This window comes from Chromohalobacter israelensis DSM 3043, assembly GCF_000055785.1.
Lineage (GTDB): Bacteria > Pseudomonadota > Gammaproteobacteria > Pseudomonadales > Halomonadaceae > Chromohalobacter > Chromohalobacter israelensis.
Window position 1 is genome coordinate 894473 of the sequence record NC_007963.1, and the last position, 23410, is coordinate 917882.

21 protein-coding genes are annotated in these 23410 nt (G+C 63.9%); 9 read left to right on the forward strand and 12 right to left on the reverse strand.

Going from position 1 to position 23410, the window contains the following annotated elements; all coding sequences use genetic code 11:
* Nucleotides 1-74: 74 nt before the first annotated feature.
* On the forward strand, nucleotides 75-1268 hold the full coding sequence (locus tag CSAL_RS04075) for an aldose epimerase family protein (protein ID WP_011506102.1): 1194 nt from the start codon (nucleotides 75-77) through the stop codon (nucleotides 1266-1268).
* Between the two features lie 8 nt (nucleotides 1269-1276).
* Here the strand turns inward: CSAL_RS04075 and CSAL_RS04080 are convergent, their stop codons facing one another.
* Nucleotides 1277-3622, reverse strand: a complete 2346-nt coding sequence (locus CSAL_RS04080; protein WP_011506103.1) for a sensor domain-containing phosphodiesterase — start codon at nucleotides 3620-3622, stop codon at nucleotides 1277-1279.
* A 587-nt stretch (nucleotides 3623-4209) separates the two neighbouring features.
* Here CSAL_RS04080 and CSAL_RS17135 point away from each other — a divergent pair.
* Complete coding sequence (locus CSAL_RS17135; RefSeq protein WP_244846489.1) at nucleotides 4210-4617, forward strand: transcriptional regulator; 408 nt, start codon at nucleotides 4210-4212, stop codon at nucleotides 4615-4617.
* Nucleotides 4618-4987: 370 nt separating this feature from the next.
* Entirely contained in the window at nucleotides 4988-6451 is a 1464-nt protein-coding gene (locus CSAL_RS04090) for a catalase (RefSeq protein ID WP_011506106.1), read from the forward strand.
* A gap of 136 nt (nucleotides 6452-6587) precedes the next feature.
* Here CSAL_RS04090 and CSAL_RS04095 read toward each other — a convergent pair whose 3' ends face one another.
* Entirely contained in the window at nucleotides 6588-7634 is a 1047-nt protein-coding gene (locus tag CSAL_RS04095) for an aldo/keto reductase (protein WP_011506107.1), read from the reverse strand.
* Between the two features lie 277 nt (nucleotides 7635-7911).
* Here CSAL_RS04095 and CSAL_RS04100 point away from each other — a divergent pair, with 277 nt between their 5' ends.
* Nucleotides 7912-8706, forward strand: a complete 795-nt coding sequence (locus tag CSAL_RS04100; protein WP_011506108.1) for an RsiV family protein — start codon at nucleotides 7912-7914, stop codon at nucleotides 8704-8706.
* A 54-nt stretch (nucleotides 8707-8760) separates the two neighbouring features.
* Here CSAL_RS04100 and CSAL_RS04105 read toward each other — a convergent pair whose 3' ends face one another.
* The 5 genes from CSAL_RS04105 to CSAL_RS04125 form a co-directional block, all read right to left on the reverse strand.
* The gene (locus CSAL_RS04105) at nucleotides 8761-8949 is read right to left on the reverse strand and encodes a DUF3008 family protein (RefSeq protein WP_011506109.1); all 189 of its coding nucleotides are present in this window, start codon (nucleotides 8947-8949) and stop codon (nucleotides 8761-8763) included.
* Between the two features lie 119 nt (nucleotides 8950-9068).
* The gene (gene yejK / locus CSAL_RS04110; RefSeq protein ID WP_011506110.1) at nucleotides 9069-10064 is read right to left on the reverse strand and encodes a nucleoid-associated protein YejK; all 996 of its coding nucleotides are present in this window, start codon (nucleotides 10062-10064) and stop codon (nucleotides 9069-9071) included.
* Nucleotides 10065-10142: 78 nt separating this feature from the next.
* Entirely contained in the window at nucleotides 10143-10904 is a 762-nt protein-coding gene (locus CSAL_RS04115; RefSeq protein WP_011506111.1) for an ABC transporter permease, read from the reverse strand.
* Nucleotides 10901-11902 carry an ABC transporter ATP-binding protein gene (locus tag CSAL_RS04120; protein WP_011506112.1) on the reverse strand — a complete coding sequence of 334 codons (1002 nt, stop codon included), beginning with the start codon at nucleotides 11900-11902 and terminating at the stop codon, nucleotides 10901-10903. The genes CSAL_RS04115 and CSAL_RS04120 overlap by 4 nt, the downstream gene beginning before the upstream one ends.
* A gap of 91 nt (nucleotides 11903-11993) precedes the next feature.
* Nucleotides 11994-12716, reverse strand: a complete 723-nt coding sequence (locus CSAL_RS04125; RefSeq protein ID WP_011506113.1) for a YebC/PmpR family DNA-binding transcriptional regulator — start codon at nucleotides 12714-12716, stop codon at nucleotides 11994-11996.
* 203 nt (nucleotides 12717-12919) lie between these two features.
* On the opposite strand from CSAL_RS04125, the gene CSAL_RS04130 reads away from it, so the two are divergent.
* From CSAL_RS04130 to CSAL_RS04140, 3 genes are read left to right on the forward strand one after another with little or no spacing between them, the layout of a single operon-like run.
* Nucleotides 12920-13531 (forward strand): LemA family protein, encoded by a 612-nt coding sequence (locus CSAL_RS04130; protein ID WP_201771158.1) that lies wholly within the window; start codon nucleotides 12920-12922, stop codon nucleotides 13529-13531.
* The gene (locus CSAL_RS04135) at nucleotides 13528-14310 is read left to right on the forward strand and encodes a TPM domain-containing protein (RefSeq protein WP_011506115.1); all 783 of its coding nucleotides are present in this window, start codon (nucleotides 13528-13530) and stop codon (nucleotides 14308-14310) included. Before CSAL_RS04130 ends, CSAL_RS04135 begins: the two co-directional genes overlap by 4 nt.
* 23 nt (nucleotides 14311-14333) lie before the next feature.
* Nucleotides 14334-14951, forward strand: coding sequence for a TPM domain-containing protein (locus tag CSAL_RS04140; RefSeq protein ID WP_011506116.1), 618 nt, complete (start codon nucleotides 14334-14336; stop codon nucleotides 14949-14951).
* Between the two features lie 22 nt (nucleotides 14952-14973).
* On the opposite strand, the gene CSAL_RS04145 is transcribed toward CSAL_RS04140, so the two are convergent.
* Nucleotides 14974-15495 (reverse strand): cupin domain-containing protein, encoded by a 522-nt coding sequence (locus CSAL_RS04145; RefSeq protein ID WP_011506117.1) that lies wholly within the window; start codon nucleotides 15493-15495, stop codon nucleotides 14974-14976.
* Nucleotides 15496-15711: 216 nt separating this feature from the next.
* Between CSAL_RS04145 and CSAL_RS04150 the strand changes: the two genes are divergently transcribed.
* Nucleotides 15712-16719, forward strand: a complete 1008-nt coding sequence (locus tag CSAL_RS04150; protein ID WP_011506118.1) for a zinc-dependent alcohol dehydrogenase family protein — start codon at nucleotides 15712-15714, stop codon at nucleotides 16717-16719.
* Nucleotides 16720-16727: 8 nt separating this feature from the next.
* Nucleotides 16728-17198: a DUF4385 domain-containing protein gene (locus tag CSAL_RS04155; RefSeq protein WP_011506119.1), complete on the forward strand. Its 471-nt coding sequence runs from the start codon at nucleotides 16728-16730 to the stop codon at nucleotides 17196-17198.
* Nucleotides 17199-17220: 22 nt separating this feature from the next.
* Here the strand turns inward: CSAL_RS04155 and CSAL_RS04160 are convergent, their stop codons facing one another.
* From CSAL_RS04160 to CSAL_RS04175, 4 genes are all read right to left on the reverse strand, one after another.
* Nucleotides 17221-18579 carry a DEAD/DEAH box helicase gene (locus CSAL_RS04160; RefSeq protein ID WP_011506120.1) on the reverse strand — a complete coding sequence of 453 codons (1359 nt, stop codon included), beginning with the start codon at nucleotides 18577-18579 and terminating at the stop codon, nucleotides 17221-17223.
* A gap of 127 nt (nucleotides 18580-18706) precedes the next feature.
* Nucleotides 18707-19618: a LysR substrate-binding domain-containing protein gene (locus CSAL_RS04165; RefSeq protein ID WP_043557961.1), complete on the reverse strand. Its 912-nt coding sequence runs from the start codon at nucleotides 19616-19618 to the stop codon at nucleotides 18707-18709.
* 53 nt (nucleotides 19619-19671) lie between these two features.
* The gene (locus CSAL_RS04170; RefSeq protein WP_011506122.1) at nucleotides 19672-21696 is read right to left on the reverse strand and encodes a CocE/NonD family hydrolase; all 2025 of its coding nucleotides are present in this window, start codon (nucleotides 21694-21696) and stop codon (nucleotides 19672-19674) included.
* Nucleotides 21693-23243 (reverse strand): BCCT family transporter, encoded by a 1551-nt coding sequence (locus CSAL_RS04175; protein WP_011506123.1) that lies wholly within the window; start codon nucleotides 23241-23243, stop codon nucleotides 21693-21695. Before CSAL_RS04175 ends, CSAL_RS04170 begins: the two co-directional genes overlap by 4 nt.
* Nucleotides 23244-23410: the final 167 nt, after the last annotated feature.

Here is a 23410-nt window from a genome sequence, read left to right on the forward strand (position 1 = left end):
TGGGCGCCGTCTAGCGTGAAGGGGCGTGGCGATGCATGTCGCGTCGCCATGACGAGGCCCAGGAGGCGCGCACCATGTCTCGATTTTCAGGAATTTCACGCTTGGCCATGGGGGTGGGCATGACCTGCCTCGCGCTGAGCGCGGCACAGGCGAACACGATGCAAACGCAGTCCCCGTCGGTGGAAAAGGAATCTTTCGGACAGTTGCCCGATGGCCGCAAGGTCGAGGCGTACCACCTACGCAATGGCCATGGCATTGACATGAAGGTGACCACCTATGGCGGCATCATCACCTCCCTGCGCACACCGGATGCCGAGGGCGAGTGGGCCGATGTCGTTCTGGGGTTCGACAATTTGGCCGACTATCGCTCCGAGGCGTATCGCCAGTCCAACCCCTATTTCGGTGCCCTGATCGGGCGCTATGGCAACCGAATCGCCGAGGGGCGCTTCACGCTCGATGGCACGACCCATGAGCTGGCGACCAACGATGGTGCCAATCACCTGCATGGTGGGGAGCGGGGCTTCGACAAACGCCTGTGGACGGCGGCGCCTTTCGAGAACGACAGCGAGGTGGGCGTCGAGCTGACCTATGTCAGCGAGGATGGCGAGGAAGGTTATCCCGGGCGGCTGGAAACCCACGTGACCTACACGCTGACCGCCGACGACGAGGTGATCATCGATTATCACGCCACGACCGACAAGGCCACGCCGGTCAATCTCACGCAGCACAGTTACTTCAACCTGGAGGGCGAGGGCAGCGGCTCGATCGTCGATCATCGGCTGATGCTCAATGCCGATGCCTTCACGCCGGTGGACGACACCTTGATCCCGACCGGAGAGCTGCGCGACGTGGCGGACACGCCGTTCGACTTCCGTGAGGCCACCCCGATCGGTGCACGCATTGGCGCGGACAATACGCAACTGGCGTACGGGCAGGGCTACGATCACAATTTCGTGCTGATGCGTGACGCGACGGCGGAAGACGAACTGGTGCTGGCCGCCCGCGTCGAAGCGCCGGACAGTGGCCGCGTCCTGGAGATCGCCACGTCGGAGCCCGGTGTGCAGTTCTACTCGGGCAACTTTCTCGATGGCACGCTGATCGGCAAGCAGGGCAAGGCATACGAAAAGCGCAGCGGGTTCGCGCTGGAAACCCAGCATTTTCCGGATTCACCCAACCAGGCGGCCTTTCCCTCGACGATTCTCGAGCCCGGCGAGACCTATCAATCGCGCACGGTGTGGCGTTTCTCCACGCAGACACCGACGCCCTGAACCGTCGGTCACGGGCGGGCGTAATGTGCCGCCCAGTCCAGCGCGTCGGCCAGCGGCAGGGCCGGGCTGTAAAGGAAGCCCTGGCCCATGTCGCATCCCATGGCCACGAGCTTTTTCTCGGTGGCGTGATGTTCGACGCCCTCGGCGATTACCCGGCGGTCGAAGCTTTTGGCCAGCGCGATGATGGCCTGAACGATCATCTGGTCCTCGGGATCGTTCAGCATGCCGAGAATGAATGAACGGTCGATCTTGATTTCGTTGGTGGAAAACTTGCGCAAATAGCTCAGCGAGGCATAACCGGTCCCGAAATCGTCGAGCGACAGCTGCACGCCCAGTTGCTGGCACGCCTTGATGTTCGAGGTGGCCAGCCCCGCATCATCGAGCGCCGTACTTTCGAGAATTTCCAGCGTCAGGCGCTTGCGAAACGCCATGTCGTAACGACTCAGGGTATTGTTCAAGTGATCCAGGAATTCGTCGTTGAGGAAGTGCGACGGACTGAGATTGATGCTGACGGTGTAAGGCAGGTCGCGTTTCTGGAAGGCCTCCAGTGTCGAGACTGCCTGGCTGATCACGCTCTTGCCGACCTCGATATCGATGTTGGTATGTTCGATATAGGGCAGGAAACGCCCCGGGTAAATCAGCTCTCCCGATGGATGATGCCATCGTATCAAGCCTTCGAAGCCTGAGACGCGGCCTGTCTTGTAATCGATTTTTGGCTGGTAATAAAGGGCTAGCTGGTCGTCGTCGAGCGCGCGCTGTATTTGCGCGCCAATGGCAAAACGCTCCTGCTGCGAATGATGACTTTCCAGGTCGAAGAAATGGTAGCAGTTCTTTCCCGATTCCTTGGCCGTATACATGGCCTGATCGGCGTGCCGCAACAAGAGATCGCTATCCGAATCATCGTTCGGGTAGCGTGTAATGCCCATGCTGGCGGACAACTCGAGGGGATGACCGTGAATGTGCATGGGGCGTCGCAACTGGTCGAGAATATGCCGGTAGACCCTGGGGTGCTCGACATCGCGAAGGATGGCGACGAATTCGTCGCCGCCAAGTCGGGCGACCACGTCGTGATGCCGAACGGCGCCCCTGAGGCGATCCGCGACGCACTTGAGGACGTTGTCGCCGACGGCATGCCCCTGGCTGTCATTGATGCTCTTGAAGCCGTCCAGATCGAGAAAGCACACTGAAATCGACCCGCGCCGCTGTCGGACTGCCGCGAGTTCTTCCTGGAAAAGATCGTTCAGCAGGCGTCGATTGGGCAAGCCCGTGAGGCCGTCGATATTGATCGCCTCGTGCAGCAAGCGTTGCTTTTCCTGATTGGCGGCATCGAGGCGCTCGCGTTCGATCAACGTCACCACGGTCTGCAGGAAGGGCGACAGGAGCGTGGCGAGCGCCTGGCTGTACCCGCCACGGCGGTTGGCCAGTCCGATGAGTCCCACCACGGCGCCCTCGGTTTGCAACGGGATCCCCAGATAAGTCCGGATGGCGTCATGGCCCTCGGGAAAGGCCGGATGGTCCGAGATGGCGGGGGTGAGCTCGCGAATCGTGATATGTCGGCAGCGATAGGGGGCGCCGATCAGCACGTCGTCCTCGTCGAGTGGCAGACAGTCCTCGTCAGTCTCGGAGGAAAGATGACGTGATGTCTGATGATGCGCCATGCTCAACGAACGGGTGAGACGCAGGTAGGGGGCGTCGTCCGCCGGCGCATGCACCTCGCCGACGAACCCCATTTCGCTGCTCGTCAAACGCAGCAGTTCCGACAACAGGGTCTCGTACGCAGAGGACTTTCGATCGCCGTTCAGGAAAATGTTCTGGACGCGCTGAATGGCTTGGGTCATTTTTTGGGTATAGGCGTCGCAAGGCGTTGCAACGCTGGCGTAGGTGCTCTCCAGTGACTCTTCGAGCATTGCCGCGAGGTTGCGCAGGATGCTGAAATCCATATGTGACGCATCGCGCGGGGTGGAGTCGATCAAGCACAGCGTTCCGATCTTGAAGCCCGACGGATCGCGTACAGGAACGCCGGCATAGAAACGAATATGCGGTGTATCGGTGACGAGGGGGTTCTTGAAAAAGAGGGGATCGTTGGCGGCATCCTCCACCACGAAGACACTGTTTTGCTGGATCGTATAATCGCAAAAAGCATGTCGCCGGGGGGTGGCATCCAGGGCCAGGTTCTGTTTCGACTTGAACCATTGTCGTTTGGCATCGATCAGTGTGAATAACGTGGTATCGACCTGGTAATGTTGCTTGGCGATACGTGTTACTCGATCGAAACGTTCTTCCGGCGGTGTATCGAGAAGTCCTGTTTCCCGTAGTGCATGGAGTCGACGCTGCTCATGTTGTTTCGGCGTCACAATGCCATCCCCCGAGGTCTATAATGTAAAACCGCTGCGTCAATTCAGTGAAAGTTCATGCGAGGAGCCTAGCCGATGTGGCGTGTCCCTGTATCATGGAACTCCATGCACGCTGCCGTTCCCGAGGATGCGGCGGAGAGGTCACGGCCATCACCCGAATATAGCACCACGGATCGGATATAAATGGGCATGGAACGTCAGCGACCGCCTCGCGTGAGTGCCGGCGATGCTGCAGCGCTTTCGTCACGAGTGCCTACCACTCGTGAGTGCCTGCAATGGGCACGTTACGCACTCGAACGGCATCTTGCATTGCCCGTGCCGTCACCGCCTGGAAGGTCTGGAAGCGTCGTTCTCGGCGTGCTGGCCATCCCCAAGATATCCCGCTGCTTGCATGTTGCTCGATACTGAACACGTGCTCGTCTCCGTCCTGCGTTCGGTGAAGGCTGTGCGAGGTATCAGAACGCATGAAGGCAGGCTCATGAGCCATCCACTTCAGCGCACTGAATGGATAATTCAATATTAAAGTGAATAACGATTCAACGCGAATTGAATCATTGATTCAAATTCAGCGTATGAATGAAAAAACCATGTTCGCCGATCGCCTTAAAAAGGCGCTTCTCGCCGCCGGCTATGAGCCTCGTCCCTCGGTACTTGAACGCGAGTTCAACCTCCGTTACTGGGGAAAGCCGATTACTTTTCAAGCGGTGCGGCGTTGGCTGCGTGGTGACTCCATTCCGGCCCAGGACAAGCTTCAGGTACTTGCTGCCTGGTTGCGCATCGAGCCACACGTACTGCGCTACGGAGACGAGAACGAACGTGCAGGCCATGTGCCTCCCAGCAGCGTGGATGTGATACCGGCGGGCGGGGAGGAAGCCGAGGTGCTGAGAATTTACCGTAGTCTTTCCAGCGAGCAGCGACGAGTGCTGCGTCATGTCATTTTGACCTTCGCCAAGGCACATGTCGGCGAGAGCTCCTCGGGGTCGGGACAGTCGTGATCTGCAGGGGGGAATGTCAATGCGTCGTCATGCAAGCATGAGACGATGAAACTTCTCCATGGCGAAGATTGCAAAAAACTATCGTGGTTGGCGTCCTGATTGTTTCGTTTCGCCTGGAGGCCTCGTCATGCGGGGCCCGGCCGATGATCGGCGTCATTTCACGTGCCATCGGGATGGCGTGGATATCGATCACGGGAGGCAAGGGGGCCCAGGGGGGCAGGTAGACAGTGATGACGGTTGTTTCCTATACCTAACAGGGGAATTGGAGTTCCCTTCAGTCGATAGCACCATCGCGCCAGCGGTTCGTTTCCAAGGGAAGGACGTGGCGACATGCCGTGCCACATAGAAAACATGACGGGGAGAGACCATCGTGACGCAAGACAATCGCAAGCCGACGACGACAGATGCCGGGATTCCGGTCGCCAGCGACGAGCATTCGCTCTCGGTGGGCCCCGACGGCCCGCTCGTCCTGCACGATCACTATCTCATCGAGCAGATGGCGAATTTCAACCGCGAACGGATTCCCGAGCGTCAGCCGCACGCCAAGGGCAGTGGCGCCTTCGGCCACTTCGAGGTGACCGAGGACGTGAGCCGGTACACCAAGGCCGCCGTTTTCCAGCCCGGTACCAAGACCGACGTGCTGATTCGCTTCTCCACGGTGGCCGGCGAGCGCGGGAGCCCCGATACATGGCGCGACCCGCGCGGGTTCTCGATCAAGTTCTACACCAGCGAAGGCAATTACGACATGGTGGGGAACAACACGCCGGTGTTCTTCATCCGGGATCCGATGAAGTTCCAGCACTTCATCCGCTCGCAGAAACGCCGTGCCGACAGCAACCTTCGCGATCATGACATGCAATGGGACTTCTGGACGCTGTCGCCGGAGTCCGCCCACCAGGTCACCTGGCTGATGGGAGACCGGGGCATTCCCAAGACCTGGCGCCACATGAACGGTTATTCCAGCCATACGTACATGTGGGCCAATGCCCAGGGCGAGAAGTTCTGGGTCAAGTACCACTTCAAGACGGACCAGGGCATCGAGTGCCTGACTCAGGAAGAAGCCGACCGGCTGGCCGGGGAGGACAGTGACTACCATACCCGTGACCTGTATGAAGCCATCGAGCGTGGCGACTATCCGAGCTGGACGCTCTACATGCAGATCATGCCGTTCGCGGATGCGGATACCTATCGCATCAATCCGTTCGACCTGACCAAGGTCTGGCCGCACGACGACTATCCCATGATCAAGGTCGGCAAGCTGCAGTTGAACCGCAATCCGACCGACAATCATGCCGAGATCGAGCAGGCGGCCTTCGAGCCCAACAACCTCGTGCCCGGCATCGGCATCAGCCCGGACAAGATGCTCATCGGCCGCGTATTCTCCTATGCCGATGCGCACCGCGCGCGTCTCGGGGTCAACTACAAGCAGATCCCGGTCAATGCGCCGCAGGCTCCCGTGCACAGTTACAGCAAGGACGGAGCGATGCGCATCAACAAGGTGTCGGACCCGGTATATGCCCCCAACTCCAAGGGCGGTCCGGCGGCGGATGGCGAGCGTTATCCCACCGATTCCACCTGGGAAGCCAACGGGCAGATGGTGCGTGCGCCCTATGCCTTGCGCAAGGACGACGATGACTACAGCCAGGCCAATGCCTTGATCAACAAGGTCATGGACGATGCCGCGCGGGATCGCCTGGTCAACAACGTGGTCGGCCATGTCTCGGGCGGGGTCAAGGAACCGGTGCTGTCGCGCGTGTTCGAGTACTGGAAGAACATCGATGCCGAGATCGGTCGCCGCATCGAAGAAGGAGTGAAAGCGAACAAGGCCGGATAACGACGTATCGCGCCTGATTCGCTGGACTGACCGCACGGCCCGCTTCCCTTGAGGAGCGGGCCGTGTTTTTGTCGGGCGTGCCGGGGCGGGGCTTCCCTCGCATCGTCAGGCATGTGACGAGGCAGGGCGGCGGCCTTCAGCGCTTGGCATCGGCCAGTTGCTGGCGACGGTAAGCGCCCTGGCGTTCGAACATCCAGCCAGGGTACTCGGCGGGCAAGGCGCTTACCGCGTCGAGTTCGGCGAGATCCTCGGCGCTCAGTGCAACGTGCGTGGCGGCGATGTTGTCGTCGAGCTGGTCGAGGCGCTTGGCGCCCACGATCACGCTCGTCACCGCCGGCTGGTGCAGCAGCCAGGCCAGCGCGATCTGCGCCACGGAAACATCGTGCCGGGTGGCGATGCGGCGCATGACATCGACGCAGTCGAAGGCGCGGGCCTTGTCGACCGGCGGGAAATCGAAGGTGAGTCGGCGACTGCCGGCCTCGCCTTGATTGTCGCGCGTGTACTTGCCGCTGAGCAGCCCGCCCGCGAGTGGGCTCCAGACCATCAGCCCCAGGTTCTCGCTCTGGAGCATGGGGATCAGCTCGCGTTCGAGATCGCGCCCGGCAAGCGTGTAATACGCCTGCAGCGACTCGAAGCGTGCCAGGCCCAGGCGTTCGGCGATGCCGAGTGCCTTCATGATCTGCCAGGCGGCCCAGTTGGACACCCCGACGTAACGTACGTGGCCGTGTTGCACGAGCGTATCGAGCGCGCGGACCGCCTCCTCGATGGGCGTGGCGGGGTCGAAGCCATGAATCTGGTAGACGTCGAGGTGATCGAGCTGCAGGCGCTTCAAGCTGGCCTTGATGCCCTCCATGATGTGGTAGCGCGTCATGCCACGCTCGTTCACGCCGCCGCGCCCGGTTTCGCCGAACACCTTGGACGCGACGACGATCTCCTCGCGTGGCACGTTCAGGTTCTTGAGCGCCTGCCCGGTGATGATTTCGGACTGGCCCTCGGAATACACATCGGCGGTATCGATGAAGTTGATGCCGGCATCCAGCGCACGGCCGATCAAGCGCTCGGCATCGCCTTGCTGCAAGTCGCCGATCTGGCTCCAGAGTTCGCCCTGGCCACCGAACGTCATGGTGCCGAGGCACAGTTCGGAGACGAACAAACCGGTATTGCCGAATGGTTGATAACGCATGGGGGACTCCCTCCTGCAACGGCATGGACGAATTCGGGCATCGGCGTGCCTGGCGCCGACCATCCGTCAGTATGGACGTCATGACGAGGGGCGTGATGCACGATCCTGTCGAGTTCATGCCCGATACTGTGCCATCACGGGAAGTCGTTCCTGACGGCGAGGCGTATGGTCGGACATTGCGAAACGCCGGCATCGTCTATAGTGGAGCGTGCGCGATGCGGTGGTATCGCCTCTTGCATTCCAGCCGGCCAGACCGGTGCATCAGGGAGGAAACAGCGTGACAGTGGAAGCCTGCAAGTTGAACGCGCGCCGCGTGGCGTGCGGTGGCGTGATGTGGAGCACCCTGGCGGTGCTGGGTGGCTGCCAGGCATTGTCGTCGGGGACGGAAGGGCTCGAGCACGAGCGTGTCGAGACCAGTTTCGTCGAGCGCGACTGCCCGACCGGGCGTTGCGCGACCGTCGAGGTCCAGTCGTTGCGTTTTCCCGACGCGCCGCGCCTGAGCGAGCGGCTGCGTGACGAGCTGCTGACCATGGGCACGGGCATTACCGATGGCGAAAGCGAGATGCTGGCGCCGTCTTGGGAGGCGTATGCGCAGACGTTCTTCGACGAGGCCAGGGCGGCGCGCGAGCAGGTTCCCGAATTGCCGGGCTATCAGGCGCTCTTCGAGGCGGAGATCTACGACCGGCATGCCGATCTCATGACCCTCAAGCTCGACAGCTACGTGTTCACCGGCGGCGCGCATGGCATGCCGCTGACGGAATTCATGGTCATCGACGAACGCGAGCGACGGGTGGTGACGCTCGATGACATGCTGATCGACGGGCAGATGCCGGCCTATCGCGACGCCCTGACCCAAGCGCACCGGCGCTGGCTGGATGAGCAGCAGGCGGACGCCGACTTCGCCGAGACCTGGCCGCTGAGCATGAACCGCAACGTCGCACCGCTGGCGGGGGAATGGCGCGTGCGCTACAACGCTTACGACATCGCACCTTATGCCTACGGTCAGCCGGAGCTTCGCATTCCCGTGGAGGCCCTGGAAGGAGTCGTCAAACCTCGTTATCTGGAGCGCTGACGGGAGGCAGGGGCCACGCTATCGGTCGCCCGACGAGGCGACCGATATCGGCGGTCACGATCGAGAATCGTGCTCGGGTTTCCCTTTCTGGCTGGTCGAGGCCATGGCCTCGAGTTCCTCCTCGCTCATCGAGTCGTACATCGACTTCGCGGCACCGTCCAGGTCGCTGGCTTTCTGCTCGCCACGCCGGGCGGCAAGCGCGGCACCGGCGGCCATCTGCTGGGCCTGGGATTTGGCAGGCATGGCGTTACCTCTTCCTTGGTGACTTCCCAGGGAAGATAGTCGGCGTGACGGGGCCCGCCAAGCTTGCGACGGTGACAATATGTGTTGGCCCCCGCAGGGCAGGGGCCCGGTATCGTGCCTCACTCCCGGCGCTGCTTGAGCTGTTCCTTCAGGGAGCCCGGTACCTGCTTGATGATCAGGCGGTCGCGTTCGGCATCGAATTCGATGCTGTTGCCCAGCAGGTGGGAGTCGAAACTGATCGAGACGCCACTGGCGCGTCCCGTGAAGCGCCGAAACTGATTGAGCGTGCGCTTGTCGGGCGGGATTTCCTCGGAAAGGCCGTAATCCTGTTGGCGGATGTAGTCGTAGAATGCCTTGGGCTGCTGTTCGTCGACGAGTTCGGACAGTTCGTCGAGGGTGACCGGCTCGCCGCGCTTGGCCTGCGTACTGGCATAGTCGATCACGGCATCGGTTTTCTCGCGGCTGGCGTCGTCGGGCAGGTCTTCGTGCTCGACGTAATCGCTGAACGCCTTGAGCAGCGCACGCGTCTCGCCGCTGGCATCCACGCCTTCCTCGACGCCGAGCAGCTCGCGCAATCCCTCGGCGAATTTCTTGCCGCCGCGATCCTTGATCAGGGAGACGTATTGGCGCGAGGTGCCCCCCTGCCATTGGGCGAGATCGATGCGTGCGGCGAGCATCAACTGGCCGAGATTGAGCTGGGGCGTCTCGACCACCTCGAGGGCGCCATCGATGGCGAAGCCCTGGCGGTGATGAAGCAGTGCCACGCTCACGTACTGCCGCTCGCCATGCTGGTAATGGACGAACAGCAGGTGACCGCCCACCGACAGGTGAGCGTCGACCAGGTCGCGGATGCGTTCGGCCATCCGCGTGCTCCAGGTGACGAAGTCGGCGGTCTCGGCGAGATACTCGCTGAGGCCGGCCGCGAACGCGCTGCTGCCGGTATCGCCGAAGTGGCCCCAGGCCTTGGGCTTGGCATGGAAGCTGTCGTTGACGCCCGCCAGCAGGGCCTCGAGCTCGGGGGTGCTGGCCAGTGCCCGCTCGGCGCAGGTCAAGGTGGCGGGCGTCTCGGCATCGGGCTTGTCGAGTCGATGGATGATGCTGGTCAGAATCGGCATGGCGGCATCTTGATGAAAACGAAAACGGGCATGGTAACGCGCGGCGCCGATGATCTCTAAGGCGAGGTGCCGTGCGGCTCAGGGCTTGATGTTGTAGCCGGTTTTGAAGATCCAGGCGACCAGCGCCAGGCTCAAGGAAAGAAACACCAGGATCATCAACAGGCTGGCACCGAGGCTGACATCGCTGATGCCGTAGAAGCTCCAGCGGAAGCCGCTGACCAGATAGACCACCGGGTTGAGGAGCGTCACCGTCTGCCAGGCGGGCGGCAGCATGTCGATGGAGTAGAAGCTGCCGCCGAGGAAAGTCAGCGGCGTGATGATCAACAGCGGCACCAGCTGCAGCTTCTCGAAGCCCTCGGCCCAGATGCCGATGATGAAGCCAAGCAGGCTGAAGGTGAGCGCGGTGAGAACCAGGAACAGCAGCATCCACGCCGGATGATCGATGCGCAGGGGCACGAAGAAACTGGCGGTGACGAGGATGATGGCTCCCAGGATGAGCGACTTGGTCGCCGCCGCGCCCACGTACCCCAGGACGATCTCGACGTACGAGACCGGCGCCGAGAGCACCTCGTAAATGGTGCCGGTGAACTTGGGGAAGAAGATGCCGAACGAGGCGTTGGAGACGCTCTGGGTGAGCAGCATCAGCATGATCAGTCCGGGCACGATGAAGGCACCGTAGCTGACTCCCTCGACCTCCTGGATGCGTGAGCCGATGGCGGCGCCGAAGACCACGAAATACAACGAGGTGGAGATCACCGGCGAGACCAGGCTCTGCAGCAGCGTGCGCCACGCACGTGCCATCTCGAAATGGTAGATGGTGCCGACCGCGCGGAAATTCATGCGTCCTTCCTCACCAGGTTGACGAAGATTTCCTCCAGCGAGCTTTGCTCGGTATGGAGGTCCGTGAAGCGAATGCCCGCCGCCTGGATATCGTTGAGCAGGGCGTTGATCCCGTCGCGGTGCCTGTGCTCGTCGGAGGCGGCATAGGTGTAGACCAGTACCCGGCCGTCATCGGCAAGGGTCAGCGGATACTCGCTCAACGCGTCGGGAATCGCGGCGAGCGGCGTCTGCAGGTGCAGCGTGAGGCGCTTGCGGCCCAGCTGGCGCATCAAGGCGGCCTTCTCTTCGACCAGTACGATGTCGCCGTCGTTGATGACGCCGATGCGATCGGCCATTTCCTCGGCTTCCTCGATGTAGTGCGTGGTCAGGATGACGGTGACGCCGCTGGCGCGCAGATCGCGTACCACGTTCCACATGTCGCGACGCAAGGCGACGTCGACCCCGGCGGTGGGCTCGTCGAGAAACAGGATCTGCGGTTCGTGGGCCAGCGCCTTGGCGATCAGCACGCGGCGTTTCATGCCGCCCGAGAGGGTGATCATCTTGCTGCGCCGCTTGTCCCACAGGGACAACGATCTGAGCACCCGCTCGATGTGCGCGGGATCGGAACGCTTGCCGAACAGGCCGCGGCTGAAACTGACCGTGTTCCAGACCGTGGCGAAGGCATCGCTGGTCAATTCCTGCGGTACCAGGCCGATCTGCCGGCGTGCTGCCCGGTAGTCTTCGACGATGTCGTGGCCGTCGACCAGCACCCGGCCGGCACTGGCATTGACCAGGCCGCAGATGATGCTGATCAGCGTGGTCTTGCCGGCGCCGTTGGGGCCCAGCAGGGCGAAGATCTCGCCGCGCCGGATCTCCAGATCGACGCCCTTGAGCGCTTCGAATCCCGAGGCGTAGCGTTTGCTCAACCCCTGCACGGCGATGACCGAATCGGTGGTTTCCGACACGTCGGCGGTGGCGGCCTCGTCGAGGGTGGCGTTGGCGGTGATGTCGTGATTCATGCGATACCGGGCTCCCGTCGAGAGTCGCCGAGGCGTATCGGCACGCTGCACGCGTGGGGGCGGGCGCGCGCCGATGGGCGGCCAGATCGAATCAGCCCTGTAACTCGGCGTTGTGGTAGATGTTCTGCACGTCGTCGAGGTCGTTGAGGGTGACGAGCAGCTTGTCGAACATGGCCACGTCGTCACCGGCGACCGGCGTCATGGTCTGGGCCAGGAACTGGATCTCGTCGACCTCGAAATCGAGTTCGCCGAAGGCATCGGCGAGTGCCTGCTTGGTCTTGGCATACTCGGTATGCGGGGCGAACACGGTGATGCGGCCCGCTTCATTCTCGATGTCGGTGACATCGACATCGGCCTCCATCAGCGCCTCGAGCACCGCTTCTTCATCACTGCCGGCAAACGCCAGGATCGCGCAGTGGTCGAACATGTGGCTGACGCTGCCCGGGGTGCCGAGCTTGCTCTTGGCCTTGTTGAAGCAGGCGCGCACGTCGCCGAAGGTGCGATTGGGATTGTCGGTCAGGCACTCGACGATGACCATGCAACTGCCCGGCCCGAAGCCCTCGTAGCGTGCCAGCTCGTAGTCCTCGCCGCCGACGCCGCTGGCCTTGTCGAGCGCCTTGTCGATCACGTGGGACGGTACCTGGTCCTTCTTGGCGCGGTCGATCAGCCCACGCAGGGCGAGATTGCCCGCGGGGTCCACGCCGCCGGATTTGGCGCAGACGTAAATCTCGCGTCCGTACTTGCTGTACACCTTGGTCTTGGCGTCGGCCGTCTTGGCCATGGATTCCTTGCGGTTCTGGAAAGCCCTACCCATGTCATGCCCTTTCAAGTGGTTCGCAACGTCCAGAATTCTACGCAACATCGGCGTATGAGGCAGGTTTAATTTTGCGGCGTCTGGCGCGCGCGTGAAATAGGGTCCCGGTGCAGACGAGGCTATGCTTAATGCGTGCCCACCTGTAAGTTGGGGGGCTCCGTCCTCGCACTCACCACCGGAAAATGCGTATGTTGCCGCGACCCATGCCTATGCCGCTCACTTCCCGCGCCGTCGTTCAGGTCACGCTGTGGCTGTGCCTCGCCCTGATGCTGACGGGCTGCGGTATCAACAACATTCCCACGCTGGACGAGAAAGTGAAGTCCGCCTGGGCGCAAGTCGAGAACCAGTACCAGCGGCGTGCCGATCTGGTGCCCAACCTGGTGGAGACGGTCAAGGGCTTCGCCGCCCAGGAGCAGGAAACGCTGACGGCCGTGATCGAGGCCCGCTCCAGGGCGACATCGATCAACATCGATGCCGACTCGCTGGACGATCCCGAGAAGCTGCAGCAGTTCCAGCAGGCGCAGGGGCAGTTGACCGGCGCGCTGAGCCGTCTGATGGCGGTGTCCGAGCGCTATCCGGAGTTGAAGTCCAACCAGAACTTCCTGGCACTGCAGTCGCAGCTGGAAGGCACGGAGAATCGCATCGCCGTGGCGCGTCGTGACTTCATTCAGGCCGTCGAGGCGTACAACACCGAGATTCGTACCTTCCCCGGGCGGCTCTGGCATGGTCTTTTGTACAGTGACATGCCGATTCGCGAAACCTTTGAAGCCACGGCCGAGAACGCCGATCAGGCGCCTGAGGTGGAGTTCCAATGAGGCAATGTATCCGTCTGACGTGCTGGCTGCTGCTGTGGGCATGCGCCTTCGCTGCGCAGGCCCAGGAAATCGAGTTTCCCGAGCTGACCGGCCGGGTGGTTGATCAGGCCGATCTGCTGGATGCCGCCGACCAACGCGAGGTGAGCGAGATGCTCGCCGCGCACGAGGAGGAAACCGGCGAGCAGGTGGTCGTGGTCACGCTGCCCGATCTGCAGGGCGCGCCGATCGAGGAATACGGTTACCAGTTGGGCCGTCACTGGGGCATCGGCCAGGAGGGCGAGGACAACGGCGCTCTGCTGATCGTGTCGATGGAGGAGCGGGCCATCCGCATCGAGGTCGGCTATGGTCTCGAGGGTCGGCTGACCGATGCGCAATCGTCGGCGATCATCAACCAGGAAATCGCCCCCGCCTTCCGCGAGGGCGATTACGCCACGGGCATCGCCCAGGGTGCCGCGGCGATCGTCCGCGTGCTGGGCGGCGATCCCATGGCCGAGGCGCCGGCTGCCGGATCGGCTTCCGGGCAAGATAAGTCGCGCGATGTGGGCGGCGCCTCCGTGGCGTTCTTCGTCATGCTCATGATCGTCATGGCCATCGTGCGCGGCATCGGTGGTGGTGGACGCGGTGGGCGTCGTCGCGGACGCGGTGGTCTGCTCGGCGGTGTCCTGCTCGGCGGCGCCATGGGCGGCGGTTTCGGAGGCGGCGGTGGCGGCCTCGGAGGCGGCGGCTTCGGCGGCGGCGGTGGCGGTTTCGGCGGGGGCGGCGCCTCCGGTGGCTGGTAGATCAACGCAAGGTAGACAGCACCATGGCATTATTGAGCGAAAGCGAGCAGCAGCAGGTGCGCGATGCGATTACGCGCATCGAGCGTGATACCGACGCCGAGTTGGTCACCGTGCTGGCACCGCAGGCCGACGATTACACCTATATTCCGCTGCTCTGGGCGGGCATCTTGGCGCTGCTGATTCCCGGGGCGATCAATTACTTTCCGCAATGGCTGGGCGCTGCCGAGCTGCTGATCGTGCAGTGGGCGTGCTTCGCGGTGCTGGCGGTGGTGTTTCGGCTGCCGGCGGTGACGACGCGCCTGATTCCGCGCCGCGTGCGTTTCTGGCGTGCCGCCAACCTGGCGAGACGTCAGTTCCTCGAGCAGAACCTGCACCATACCCAGGACGGCACGGGGATGCTGATCTTCGTCTCCGAGGCCGAGCGCTACGTGGAGATCCTCGTCGATCGCGGCATCTCCAGTCGCCTGGGAGACGATACCTGGCAGGGGATCGTGTCGTCCTTCACCGAGCAGGTGAAACGAGGCCAGACGCTGCAGGGCTTTCTTGCCTGCATCGAGGCATGCGGCGAGCATCTCACGCGGCACGTGCCGGCCACGCACGAGCGGAACGAGCTGCCCAACCGCCTGATCGTGCTGGAATGACGATCGTCCCGCACGGCACGCCTCATGGCGTGTCGTCGCCGGTTTCCCCCTCCCAGTAATCCAGCGTATCGCTGCGCCGTACATAAGCGGTGAGTCGCCGCCGGTCGGCATCGCCGCCCGGGGCGCTACCGCTGAAGACGCCCAGCTTGCCGGAGTCCGGATACTCGACGACGTCCGGCTCGCGCATGGAACTCACCGCCAGGTAACGCAACGGCACGGGGCTGTCGGTCGCTGCGATCAACTGGTGGGCGTTCTCCTCCCCTCCCGCCGGGCAGACGACGACGTCACCGCTGGTGACAGGATAGCGGTCCTCGCCCCAGCGCAGTTCGCCCGAGCCGGCGAGAATCACGAAAAGTTCATCGTTGGCGTGATGGGCGTGGTGAGGCCAGGCGCGTTTACCGGGCGGTACCTCGATGAGCCGGGCGCCCAGGTGCGTCGCCCCGGCCGTGGCCGCGAAGGCGGCCTGCGCGGCCTCGAAATGAGGGCCATGGGTGTAGCGATCGAGCACGAGCTGATCGAGGGGGATGACAGGGGAGCGGGGCATGGAGGCGTCCTGATGAGCGATAAGCCACTATGCCGCGCCACGCGAGCATCGGCAATCCCGCCCGTGGAGGCAGCGGCGGGGGGCGCGAGGAGGTCGGTATCGGCGTGGCTGCCCTTGCCTCGCGACCAATCGTCACCATCATGAAGGAAGGACATTCACGATGTCGCGCCATGGCGTGGCCTCGTGGTAACGCTGGATGACCGTAAGGAGAGTGCAATGAACGTCGTGACGTTACGTCGCCCCGGTGGGCTGGACAAGCTCGAGCTCCATGAAGGCGAGGCGCCGGGCGAGCCGGGGCCCGGCGAGGTGCGTGTCCGCGTGCATGCCAGTTCGCTCAATTACCATGATTACGGCGTCGTCGCCGGGGCCATGCCCACCGAGGACGGTCGCATCCCCATGTCGGACGGTGCCGGTGTCGTCGACGCCGTGGGCGAGGGCGTCGAGGACTTCACCGTGGGGGATCGCGTGGTATCGACGTTCTTCCCCGAGTGGCTCGAAGGGCCGGCACGGATCGGCGACTTCACCACCACGCCCGGTGACGGTGTCGATGGCTATGCCCGCGAGCAGGTCGTGCGTCCCGCGACCTGGTTCACCCACGCGCCGCGCGATTACGATCATGCCGAGGCGGCCACGTTGACCACCGCCGGCTTGACCGCCTGGCGAGCGCTGGTGGTGGACGGCAAGCTCAAGGCCGGCGATAGCGTGCTGGTGCTGGGGACCGGCGGCGTGTCGATCTTCGCGCTGCAGTTCGCCAAGCTGATGGGCGCCACGGTGATCGCGACCTCGTCCTCGGACGAGAAGATCGCACGGCTCAAGGAGTTGGGTGCCGATCACACGCTCAACTACAAGACCGAGCCGGAGTGGGGCAAGCGCGTCAAGGCACTCACCGATGGCCGGGGCGTGGACCACGTCATCGAGGTCGGAGGGCCGGCCACGCTGCCGCAGTCCATCGAGGCCGTGCGCATTGGCGGTCACATCTCGTTGATCGGCGTGCTCACCGGACGCGGCGGCGAAATTCCTACCGCCAAGCTGATGGCCAAGCAGGCGCGTCTGCAGGGCTTGATCGTGGGCAGCCGGCGCGACCAGATCGAGATGATCCGCGCCATCGACGCCAGCGGCATGCGGCCGGTCATCGACCGCCGGTTCGCCCTCGACGAGATCGCCGACGCGTTTCGTCACCAGGAGGCGGGGCGTCACTTCGGCAAGATCTGCCTGGAGTACTGAGCGGCAGGATGGCTTACACCGACGCGAACGGCGACGTGATCGACCATCGTCGCCATCCGGAGTGCTATCGCATCGGACGCGGGGAGCAGGGCGTGCTCAACGTCGAGCCCTACAAGAGCGAGCTGTTGCCGCACTGGCGTTTCAAGACGCCTGACGTGGCGCAGGCGTCCGCCGATGCCCTGCTGGAGAAGTTCGCGGCGTACCGTGCGGATGACGACTTCGTGGGCATGGACATGGCGCGCAAGTTCCTGCAGATGGGCTATACCCGTGCGCGTCGCTATGCCAACCATCGCTCGGGGCGCAAATACGCCTCGCGCGATCGCTCCAGCCTGCGTGAAATCGAACCCGATGCCGAGAAGGCCGAGGCGGCGGCCATCTTCCACGCCGCCTGGACGCAAGTGAGGGAGGATGCCGCCTATCAGGCGGCCAAGGCGCGGCATCAACGTCGTTACCGGCGCCGCACGCGCGCTGCCACGTGAAGGCGACGCATGGGCGAAGCGATCAGGCGCCCTGGGTGCCGTTGCCTCGCCCCCGGCCGCCGCGACGCCGGCGTGGACGATTCTCGCCGCCGTTGCGCTCGCGCGCGGCGGGGTTGTCGTTGCCGCCTTGCTTGCCCGAACCGCTCTTGCGTGCGTCGCCGCCCCGGCGCTGACCGCCTCCCGAGGGCTTGTCGCTGCGCTGGCCGCCGCCACCGCGGGGGCTGGTGCCCTTGCCGCTGACGAGAGCTTCGCTGGGCTCGAAGCCGGCGATGGTCTGTCGTTCCAGCGTCTGGCGGATCAAGCGCTCGATGCCCGCGAGTTCCTTGCCTTCCTCCGCACAGACCAGCGAAATGGCATGGCCGCTGGCGCCGGCGCGTCCGGTCCGCCCGATACGGTGCACGTAGTCTTCCGCGACGTTGGGCAGCTCGAAATTGACCACCTGCGGTAGCTGGTTGATATCCAGGCCCCGCGCGGCGATGTCGGTGGCGACCAGGACACGAATCTCGCCGCTCTTGAAGCCATCGAGCGCCTTGGTGCGCGCGTTCTGACTCTTGTTGCCGTGAATCGCCGCCGCCTCGATGCCGGCCTCTTCGAGATGACGGCTCAAGCGGTTGGCGCCGTGCTTGGTCCGCATGAAGACCAGCACCTGTTGCCACTGATGTTCATGGATCAAGTGCGTCAGCAGTGCCGGCTTGCGGGCCTTGTCCACCGGGTGAATCCACTGGGTGACCGTCTCGGCGGTGGTGTTGCGCGGCGTGACCGAAATTTCCACCGGGTCGTTGACCAGGCCCTTGGCGAGTTGGCGAATCTCCTGGGAAAAGGTCGCCGAGAACAGCAGGTTCTGACGCTTGCTGGGCAGGGTCTTGAGGATCCGACGGATATCGTGAATGAAGCCCATGTCGAGCATGCGGTCGGCTTCGTCGAGCACCAGCACGTCCAGGGCATCGAAGTTCACGGCTTTCTGGCCGTGGAGATCCAGCAAACGGCCCGGTGTCGCCACCAGGATATCCACACCGCCGCGCAGCTTGGCGATCTGTGGATTGATCTTCACACCGCCGAAGACCACGGCGCTACGCAGCGGCAGGTGCTTGCCGTACGCTTCGATGTTGGCGCCGATCTGGGCGGCGAGCTCGCGGGTCGGCGTGAGAATCAGGGCGCGGACCTGCTTGCCGGGCGCGCGCGTGCCGGCGGCCAGGCGCTCGAGAATCGGCAGCGTGAAACCGGCGGTCTTGCCGGTGCCGGTCTGCGCGGCGGCCATGACGTCGCGTCCTTCGAGGACGGCCGGAATCGCCTTGGCCTGGATCGGCGAGGGTGTCTCGTAGCCTTGCTCGGCCACGGCATCCAGAATCGGAGCGGAAAGCCCCAGGGAGGTAAAGCTCATGAAATCGTCTCGGTGGCTGCGAAGTGGGCCAGAATAGGCGGGCAGCGGGTGTGCAGCTTACCGGATATGGGCCGAACGTGCCACTTTGGCCGTATGGACACGGGCGTGTGGCGCGCGAGCGTTGGTGTCACGCGGGGCCGAGCACCCAGGCGCGAAACGCGCGCATGGGCTCGGTCAGATGGCGGTGCTGGGGAGTCAGCAAAGACAGCCGTCCCCGACTGGGGAGCGTATGCGGCAGCGCTTGCACCAGGTTGTGCTGTGCCAGGTCCGCGGCGAGCAGCCGCGTCCAGCCCAGGGTCACGCCTTGGCCGGCCAGGATCGCGTTCATGAGCAACTGGAAACTGTTGGCGCGCAGGCTGTGCTCCGGCGTGCGCCAGGCCAGGTTCTGGGCCTGATACCAGCCTTCCCAGGTCAGCCAGTCATGATAGTGATCCTCCACCACCATCAGGGTGTGGCGCGCCAGCAGATCGTCGGCATCGCGAATGTCGCCATGTCGGGCCAGGTAGGCCGGGCTGCATACCGCGGCGACCTCCTCGTGGGAGAAGATCGCCTCGGCATCGAGGCCGGGGGGATCGACCTCGTGCGGGACGTGATAGTAGATGCCGAGGTCGAACTCGGCGAGGTCCAGGCGGTGAGGGTCCTCGACCGTCAGGATGCGGATCTCGATATGTGGATGCGCACGCTGGAAGTCGGGAAGCTGCCGCGCCAGCCAGATCGAGGCGATGGTGGGGCTGGAGGCCAGGGTGAGCTGACGATCGTCACCGCGCCGCCGCAGGCGCGCCGTTTCGTCGCGCAGGTCGCGCAACAGGCGCTGCACCACGCCGAAGTAGCGTTCGCCGGCGGGAGTCAGGCGTAGTCCCTCGTAATGACGCTCGAACAGCGGCCGGCCCAGGTCGTCCTCGAGCCGCTTGATCTGGCGGCTGACGGCGCTCTGGGTCAGGTGCAGTTCGCTGCCGGCCTGCGTGAAACTGGCATGCCGAGCGGCCGCCTCGAAGGCACGCAAGCACGCCAGCGGTGGTAACGCATCACGGGAAGACATAGACGTATCCGGGGCCATGAAACGACCCCGGAGCATAACATGCACGCTGCCGGTCAGATGGCCGTGCGTGGAATCTCGCGCTGCCACGATTTCTCGCTGACCAGCGTCTCGCCCTCGTGGGCGATCTGCTCGGCGCTGAGGTAGAAGGTGTCTTCGTCGCAGTGCAGGTGGTAGCGACTGGTCACCTCGACGGCGAACTGGCCGTCGCCTTCCTGGCGACCGGCGCGATAGACCCACTCGATATCGGCGCGGGTGCGCGTGGCATCATTCGGGTGACTGGTATAGACCTCCCTGGCCTTCTGTTCGACGCGCAGGCCGTGGTCGGTGAAGCGCACGTCGCCCATGTCGTCCTCGACGGTGACGGTCACCTCGCCGCTGCCGACATCTTCGCTGATGGTGCGCTTGGGCTGGCCGGCACGCAGCGTTTCCACGCGGCAGGGCGGTGCGCTCTCCGGTGGCGCGAACGGCATCGGCAAGTGGTCTGCCTTGCAGACGGGCAGCTCCAGCGTCGGTGTCCCGGCCTGAAGCGTGAGATCCGCGCGCTTTTTCGGCGACCACACCAGTGGAAAGCTGGCGCTGGAAAGGGCCACGCGAAGGCGGTGTCCCTGGGGCAGGCGATAGCCGATCAGGTCCAGCGGCAGGCGTACGTTCATCGGCTCGCCGGGGACCGGCGGCGTGAGCGTGCCCGGATCGTCGCGCAGGCCGAGATTGAGCGTGCCGTAGGTGATCAGCGCGCTCTCGCCGTTCGGCGCCACGTCGCAAAGGCGCACATGGAACTGGCCGCAGGCTTCGGCACTGGCGAGCGTCACCGCCACCGTGGGCTGGCCGAGAATGTCGAGCCCCGCGAGGTAGGGGGCGGAATCGAAGGTCAGCGACAGGCCATCGTCACGGCGCTGGTCCGGCGGAAAGTCGGCGCCGAACCACAGCGGAATGTATTCGCCCTGCAGTGCGCCGGCGGTCAACGGCGAGGCGATCTGCCGGTCGTTGCTCAAGCGGCCTTGGGCCGCCAATCCCTGGTCGCCGAGCACCAGTGACTGCGTCTCGACCTCGTCACTGGGCGCAGGCCAGCCGTGGGTGCGCACCCACCGCCCCGGGCGTTCGAGGTACTTCGGCGCGGGCGGTACGCCATCCTGCAGATAGAAGGTGCACGAGGGCTCGTCCATGATGCCGGTGTCGGTATCCTTGAGCCAATGATCCCACCAGCGCAGTGCCTCCTGCAGAAAGCCGATGGCCGGGTCGGGGATCGCGAAATGCGGATACTTGTGCATCCAGGGCCCGATCAGTGCCTTCTTGGGGCACGACAGGTGCTCCATCATTCGCGGAATGGCGTCGATGTAGGAATCGGCCCAGCCGCTGACCATATAGACAGCCGCTTCGATATCCGCGTAGTTCTCGCAGATCGAACCGTATTTCCAGTAGTCGTCGCGATGCTGGTGCTCGAGCCAGGTTTCCGCCAGCAGCGGCATGTTGTCGAGGCGGTGTTTCCACATCTCGCGCCATCGATCGCCGACCAGCGCCGGGTCGGGCACGGCGGCGGAGAAACTGAGCATGGTCGCCGCCCAGCCGAGATTCTCGAGCAGCATGTTGCCGCCCTTGTAATGGATGTCGTCGGCGTAGCGGTCGTCGGTGGAGCACAGCGTGATGATCGCCTTGAGCGGCTCGGGGCGCAGCGCGGCGAGTTGCAGGCTGTTGAAGCCGCCCCAGGAGATGCCCATCATGCCGAGCTTGCCGTCGCACCAGGGCTGGGCGGCGATCCAGTCGATCACCTCCAGCGCATCACGCTGTTCCTGGGGGGCGTACTCGTCCTCCATCAGCCCGTCGGACTCGCCGTTGCCACGCATGTCGACGCGCACGCAGGCGTAGCCGTGGCCGGCGAACCAGGGGTGGGTCAGCTCGTCGCGCACCGCCGTGCCGTCGCGCTTGCGGTAGGGCAGGTACTCGAGAATCGCCGGCACCGGCGTTGACTCGGCATCCTCGGGCAACCAGATGCGAGCCGCCAGGCGCGTGCCGTCGGCGAGCACGATCCATTGGTTCTCTATTTCCCGCACGCGGTGGGGGAAGTCATGCTTGATGTTCATGCGTCGTCCTTGGAGGCGTGAGAAGAGAGCGCGGGAGCCGCGAGGCGTTCGGGATGTTTCAGCCAGCGCCATAGCGAGCCGGAGGCCAGCAGGACGATCAACAGCGCCGGCAGGCCACCGAGGTTGGACAGCATCTTGACGCCGTCGATGCCCACGAAACTGACCATGACCCAGGACACGATGCCCACGATGACACCCCACAGGACCTTCATCGACACGCCCGTGTTGAGGTCCGAGTCGGCGGTCAGGCCGCGTATGCACAGGTTGCCGATGGCATCGGTCTGAGAGTCCGCTGCCGTGACGTAGGAGATGTAGGCGATGAAGAGCAGCAGGGGGATCCAGAGGCCGGCGAAGGGCAGCTGGCGGAACAGCTCGTAAAGCACGTTTTCCACGCCGCGGTCGTTGAGGATGGCGTGCAGGTCGACACCGGTGTGCGCCTGGTAATAGAGCGCCGCGCCGGAAAAGATGATGACCCAGACACTGGCGAAGAGCGCCGGATACAGCAGGTTGACGCGCAGGAACTCGCGTACCGTGTAGCCGCGCGAGATCTTGCCCAGGAACAGTGCCGCCATGGGTGCCCAGGCGAACCAGACCGCCCAGTAGAAGATCGACCACCAATGCGGCCACTGATCGTCGCCGGCGGCCCCGGTGAACAGGCTCCTGGTAAAGAAGTCATCGAGATAGACGCCGAAGGATTCCACGCCCAGGGACAGCATGAAGCTCGTCGGCCCCACCACGAAGATGAATACCCCCAGGATCAACAGGAGCACGGCATTCAGCGACGACAGGCGCGCGATGCCCTTCTGGATGCCGCTGGCCGCCGAAATGACGAAGGTCACCACGATCAGAGCGATGACCACGCCCAGGCGCAGGGGGCTGGTCTCGCCGCCCAGGTACTGGCCCGCGCCGCCGGCCAGCGTCAGGGCGCCGGTACCCAGCGACGAGGCCATGCCGGCCACCAGGGCGTAGAGCGAGACGGCGTCGATCAGACCGCCGAAGCGTTTCACCTTGGGGCCGAAGAGCGGCTCCAGCATGCTCGAGATCGAGAAGCGCAGGCGAAGATTGTAGAAGGCCAGCGCGAAGATCAGCGCCGGCACGGCATAGATGGCGTAGGGCGTGAACGACCAGTGCAGGAACATGGTCGACATCGCGAACAGCATGGCATCGCTGGAGCCGGCCTCCAGGCCCAGCGATTCGGGCGGCGCCATGAAGTGATACAGCGGCTCGGCGGTGGTCCAGAACAGCACCCCGACGGCCAGCGTGGTGCACAGCGTGATCGAGAACCAGCGCAGGCGGGAGAGCAGCGGCGTGGCGTCGCGTCCACCGATACGCACATGACCGAGCGGCGAGAAATAGACGATGACGGCCATCACCAGCAGGTACAGGCTACCCAGGCTGAAGAGCCACGAAAAATGCGTGAGAATGGCATCGTTGAGGGCACTGGCGGTAGCCAGGAAGGCGTCGAGGTCGACGTAACTGGCGATCACCGCGGCCAGCAGCACGAGAAAGGTCGGCCAGAATACCAAGGGCCGTAGCGACGTTTGCATCACCCAGTCTCCGTTTGTCGTTATCGTGTGGCGTCATGCGCCGATAGCATGGCATGCCACTTTACCGACACACTGGCCACCACGTTCAAACGCTGCCTGGTAATGGGGGTATGCACACGACGCATGGCACCACCCGAGTCGGCGGTCCCCCGGGTATCGCCGAAGGC

Bases quoted from the DNA above. Each gene is read 5' to 3' on its own strand.
- CSAL_RS04130 (WP_201771158.1), top strand. From the start codon at position 12,920: ATGCCTATGCCGCTCACTTCCCGCGCCGTCGTTCAGGTCACGCTGTGG.
- CSAL_RS04165 (WP_043557961.1), bottom strand. From the start codon at position 19,618: ATGTCTTCCCGTGATGCGTTACCACCGCTGGCGTGCTTGCGTGCCTTC.
- CSAL_RS04140 (WP_011506116.1), top strand. From the start codon at position 14,334: ATGGCATTATTGAGCGAAAGCGAGCAGCAGCAGGTGCGCGATGCGATT.
- CSAL_RS04135 (WP_011506115.1), top strand. From the start codon at position 13,528: ATGAGGCAATGTATCCGTCTGACGTGCTGGCTGCTGCTGTGGGCATGC.
- CSAL_RS04125 (WP_011506113.1), bottom strand. From the start codon at position 12,716: ATGGGTAGGGCTTTCCAGAACCGCAAGGAATCCATGGCCAAGACGGCC.
- CSAL_RS17135 (WP_244846489.1), top strand. From the start codon at position 4,210: ATGTTCGCCGATCGCCTTAAAAAGGCGCTTCTCGCCGCCGGCTATGAG.
- CSAL_RS04075 (WP_011506102.1), top strand. From the start codon at position 75: ATGTCTCGATTTTCAGGAATTTCACGCTTGGCCATGGGGGTGGGCATG.
- CSAL_RS04095 (WP_011506107.1), bottom strand. From the start codon at position 7,634: ATGCGTTATCAACCATTCGGCAATACCGGTTTGTTCGTCTCCGAACTG.
- CSAL_RS04150 (WP_011506118.1), top strand. From the start codon at position 15,712: ATGAACGTCGTGACGTTACGTCGCCCCGGTGGGCTGGACAAGCTCGAG.
- CSAL_RS04160 (WP_011506120.1), bottom strand. From the start codon at position 18,579: ATGAGCTTTACCTCCCTGGGGCTTTCCGCTCCGATTCTGGATGCCGTG.
- CSAL_RS04120 (WP_011506112.1), bottom strand. From the start codon at position 11,902: ATGAATCACGACATCACCGCCAACGCCACCCTCGACGAGGCCGCCACC.
- CSAL_RS04155 (WP_011506119.1), top strand. From the start codon at position 16,728: ATGGCTTACACCGACGCGAACGGCGACGTGATCGACCATCGTCGCCAT.
- CSAL_RS04105 (WP_011506109.1), bottom strand. From the start codon at position 8,949: ATGCCTGCCAAATCCCAGGCCCAGCAGATGGCCGCCGGTGCCGCGCTT.
- CSAL_RS04170 (WP_011506122.1), bottom strand. From the start codon at position 21,696: ATGAACATCAAGCATGACTTCCCCCACCGCGTGCGGGAAATAGAGAAC.
- CSAL_RS04145 (WP_011506117.1), bottom strand. From the start codon at position 15,495: ATGCCCCGCTCCCCTGTCATCCCCCTCGATCAGCTCGTGCTCGATCGC.
- CSAL_RS04175 (WP_011506123.1), bottom strand. From the start codon at position 23,243: ATGCAAACGTCGCTACGGCCCTTGGTATTCTGGCCGACCTTTCTCGTG.
- CSAL_RS04115 (WP_011506111.1), bottom strand. From the start codon at position 10,904: ATGAATTTCCGCGCGGTCGGCACCATCTACCATTTCGAGATGGCACGT.
- yejK (WP_011506110.1), bottom strand. From the start codon at position 10,064: ATGCCGATTCTGACCAGCATCATCCATCGACTCGACAAGCCCGATGCC.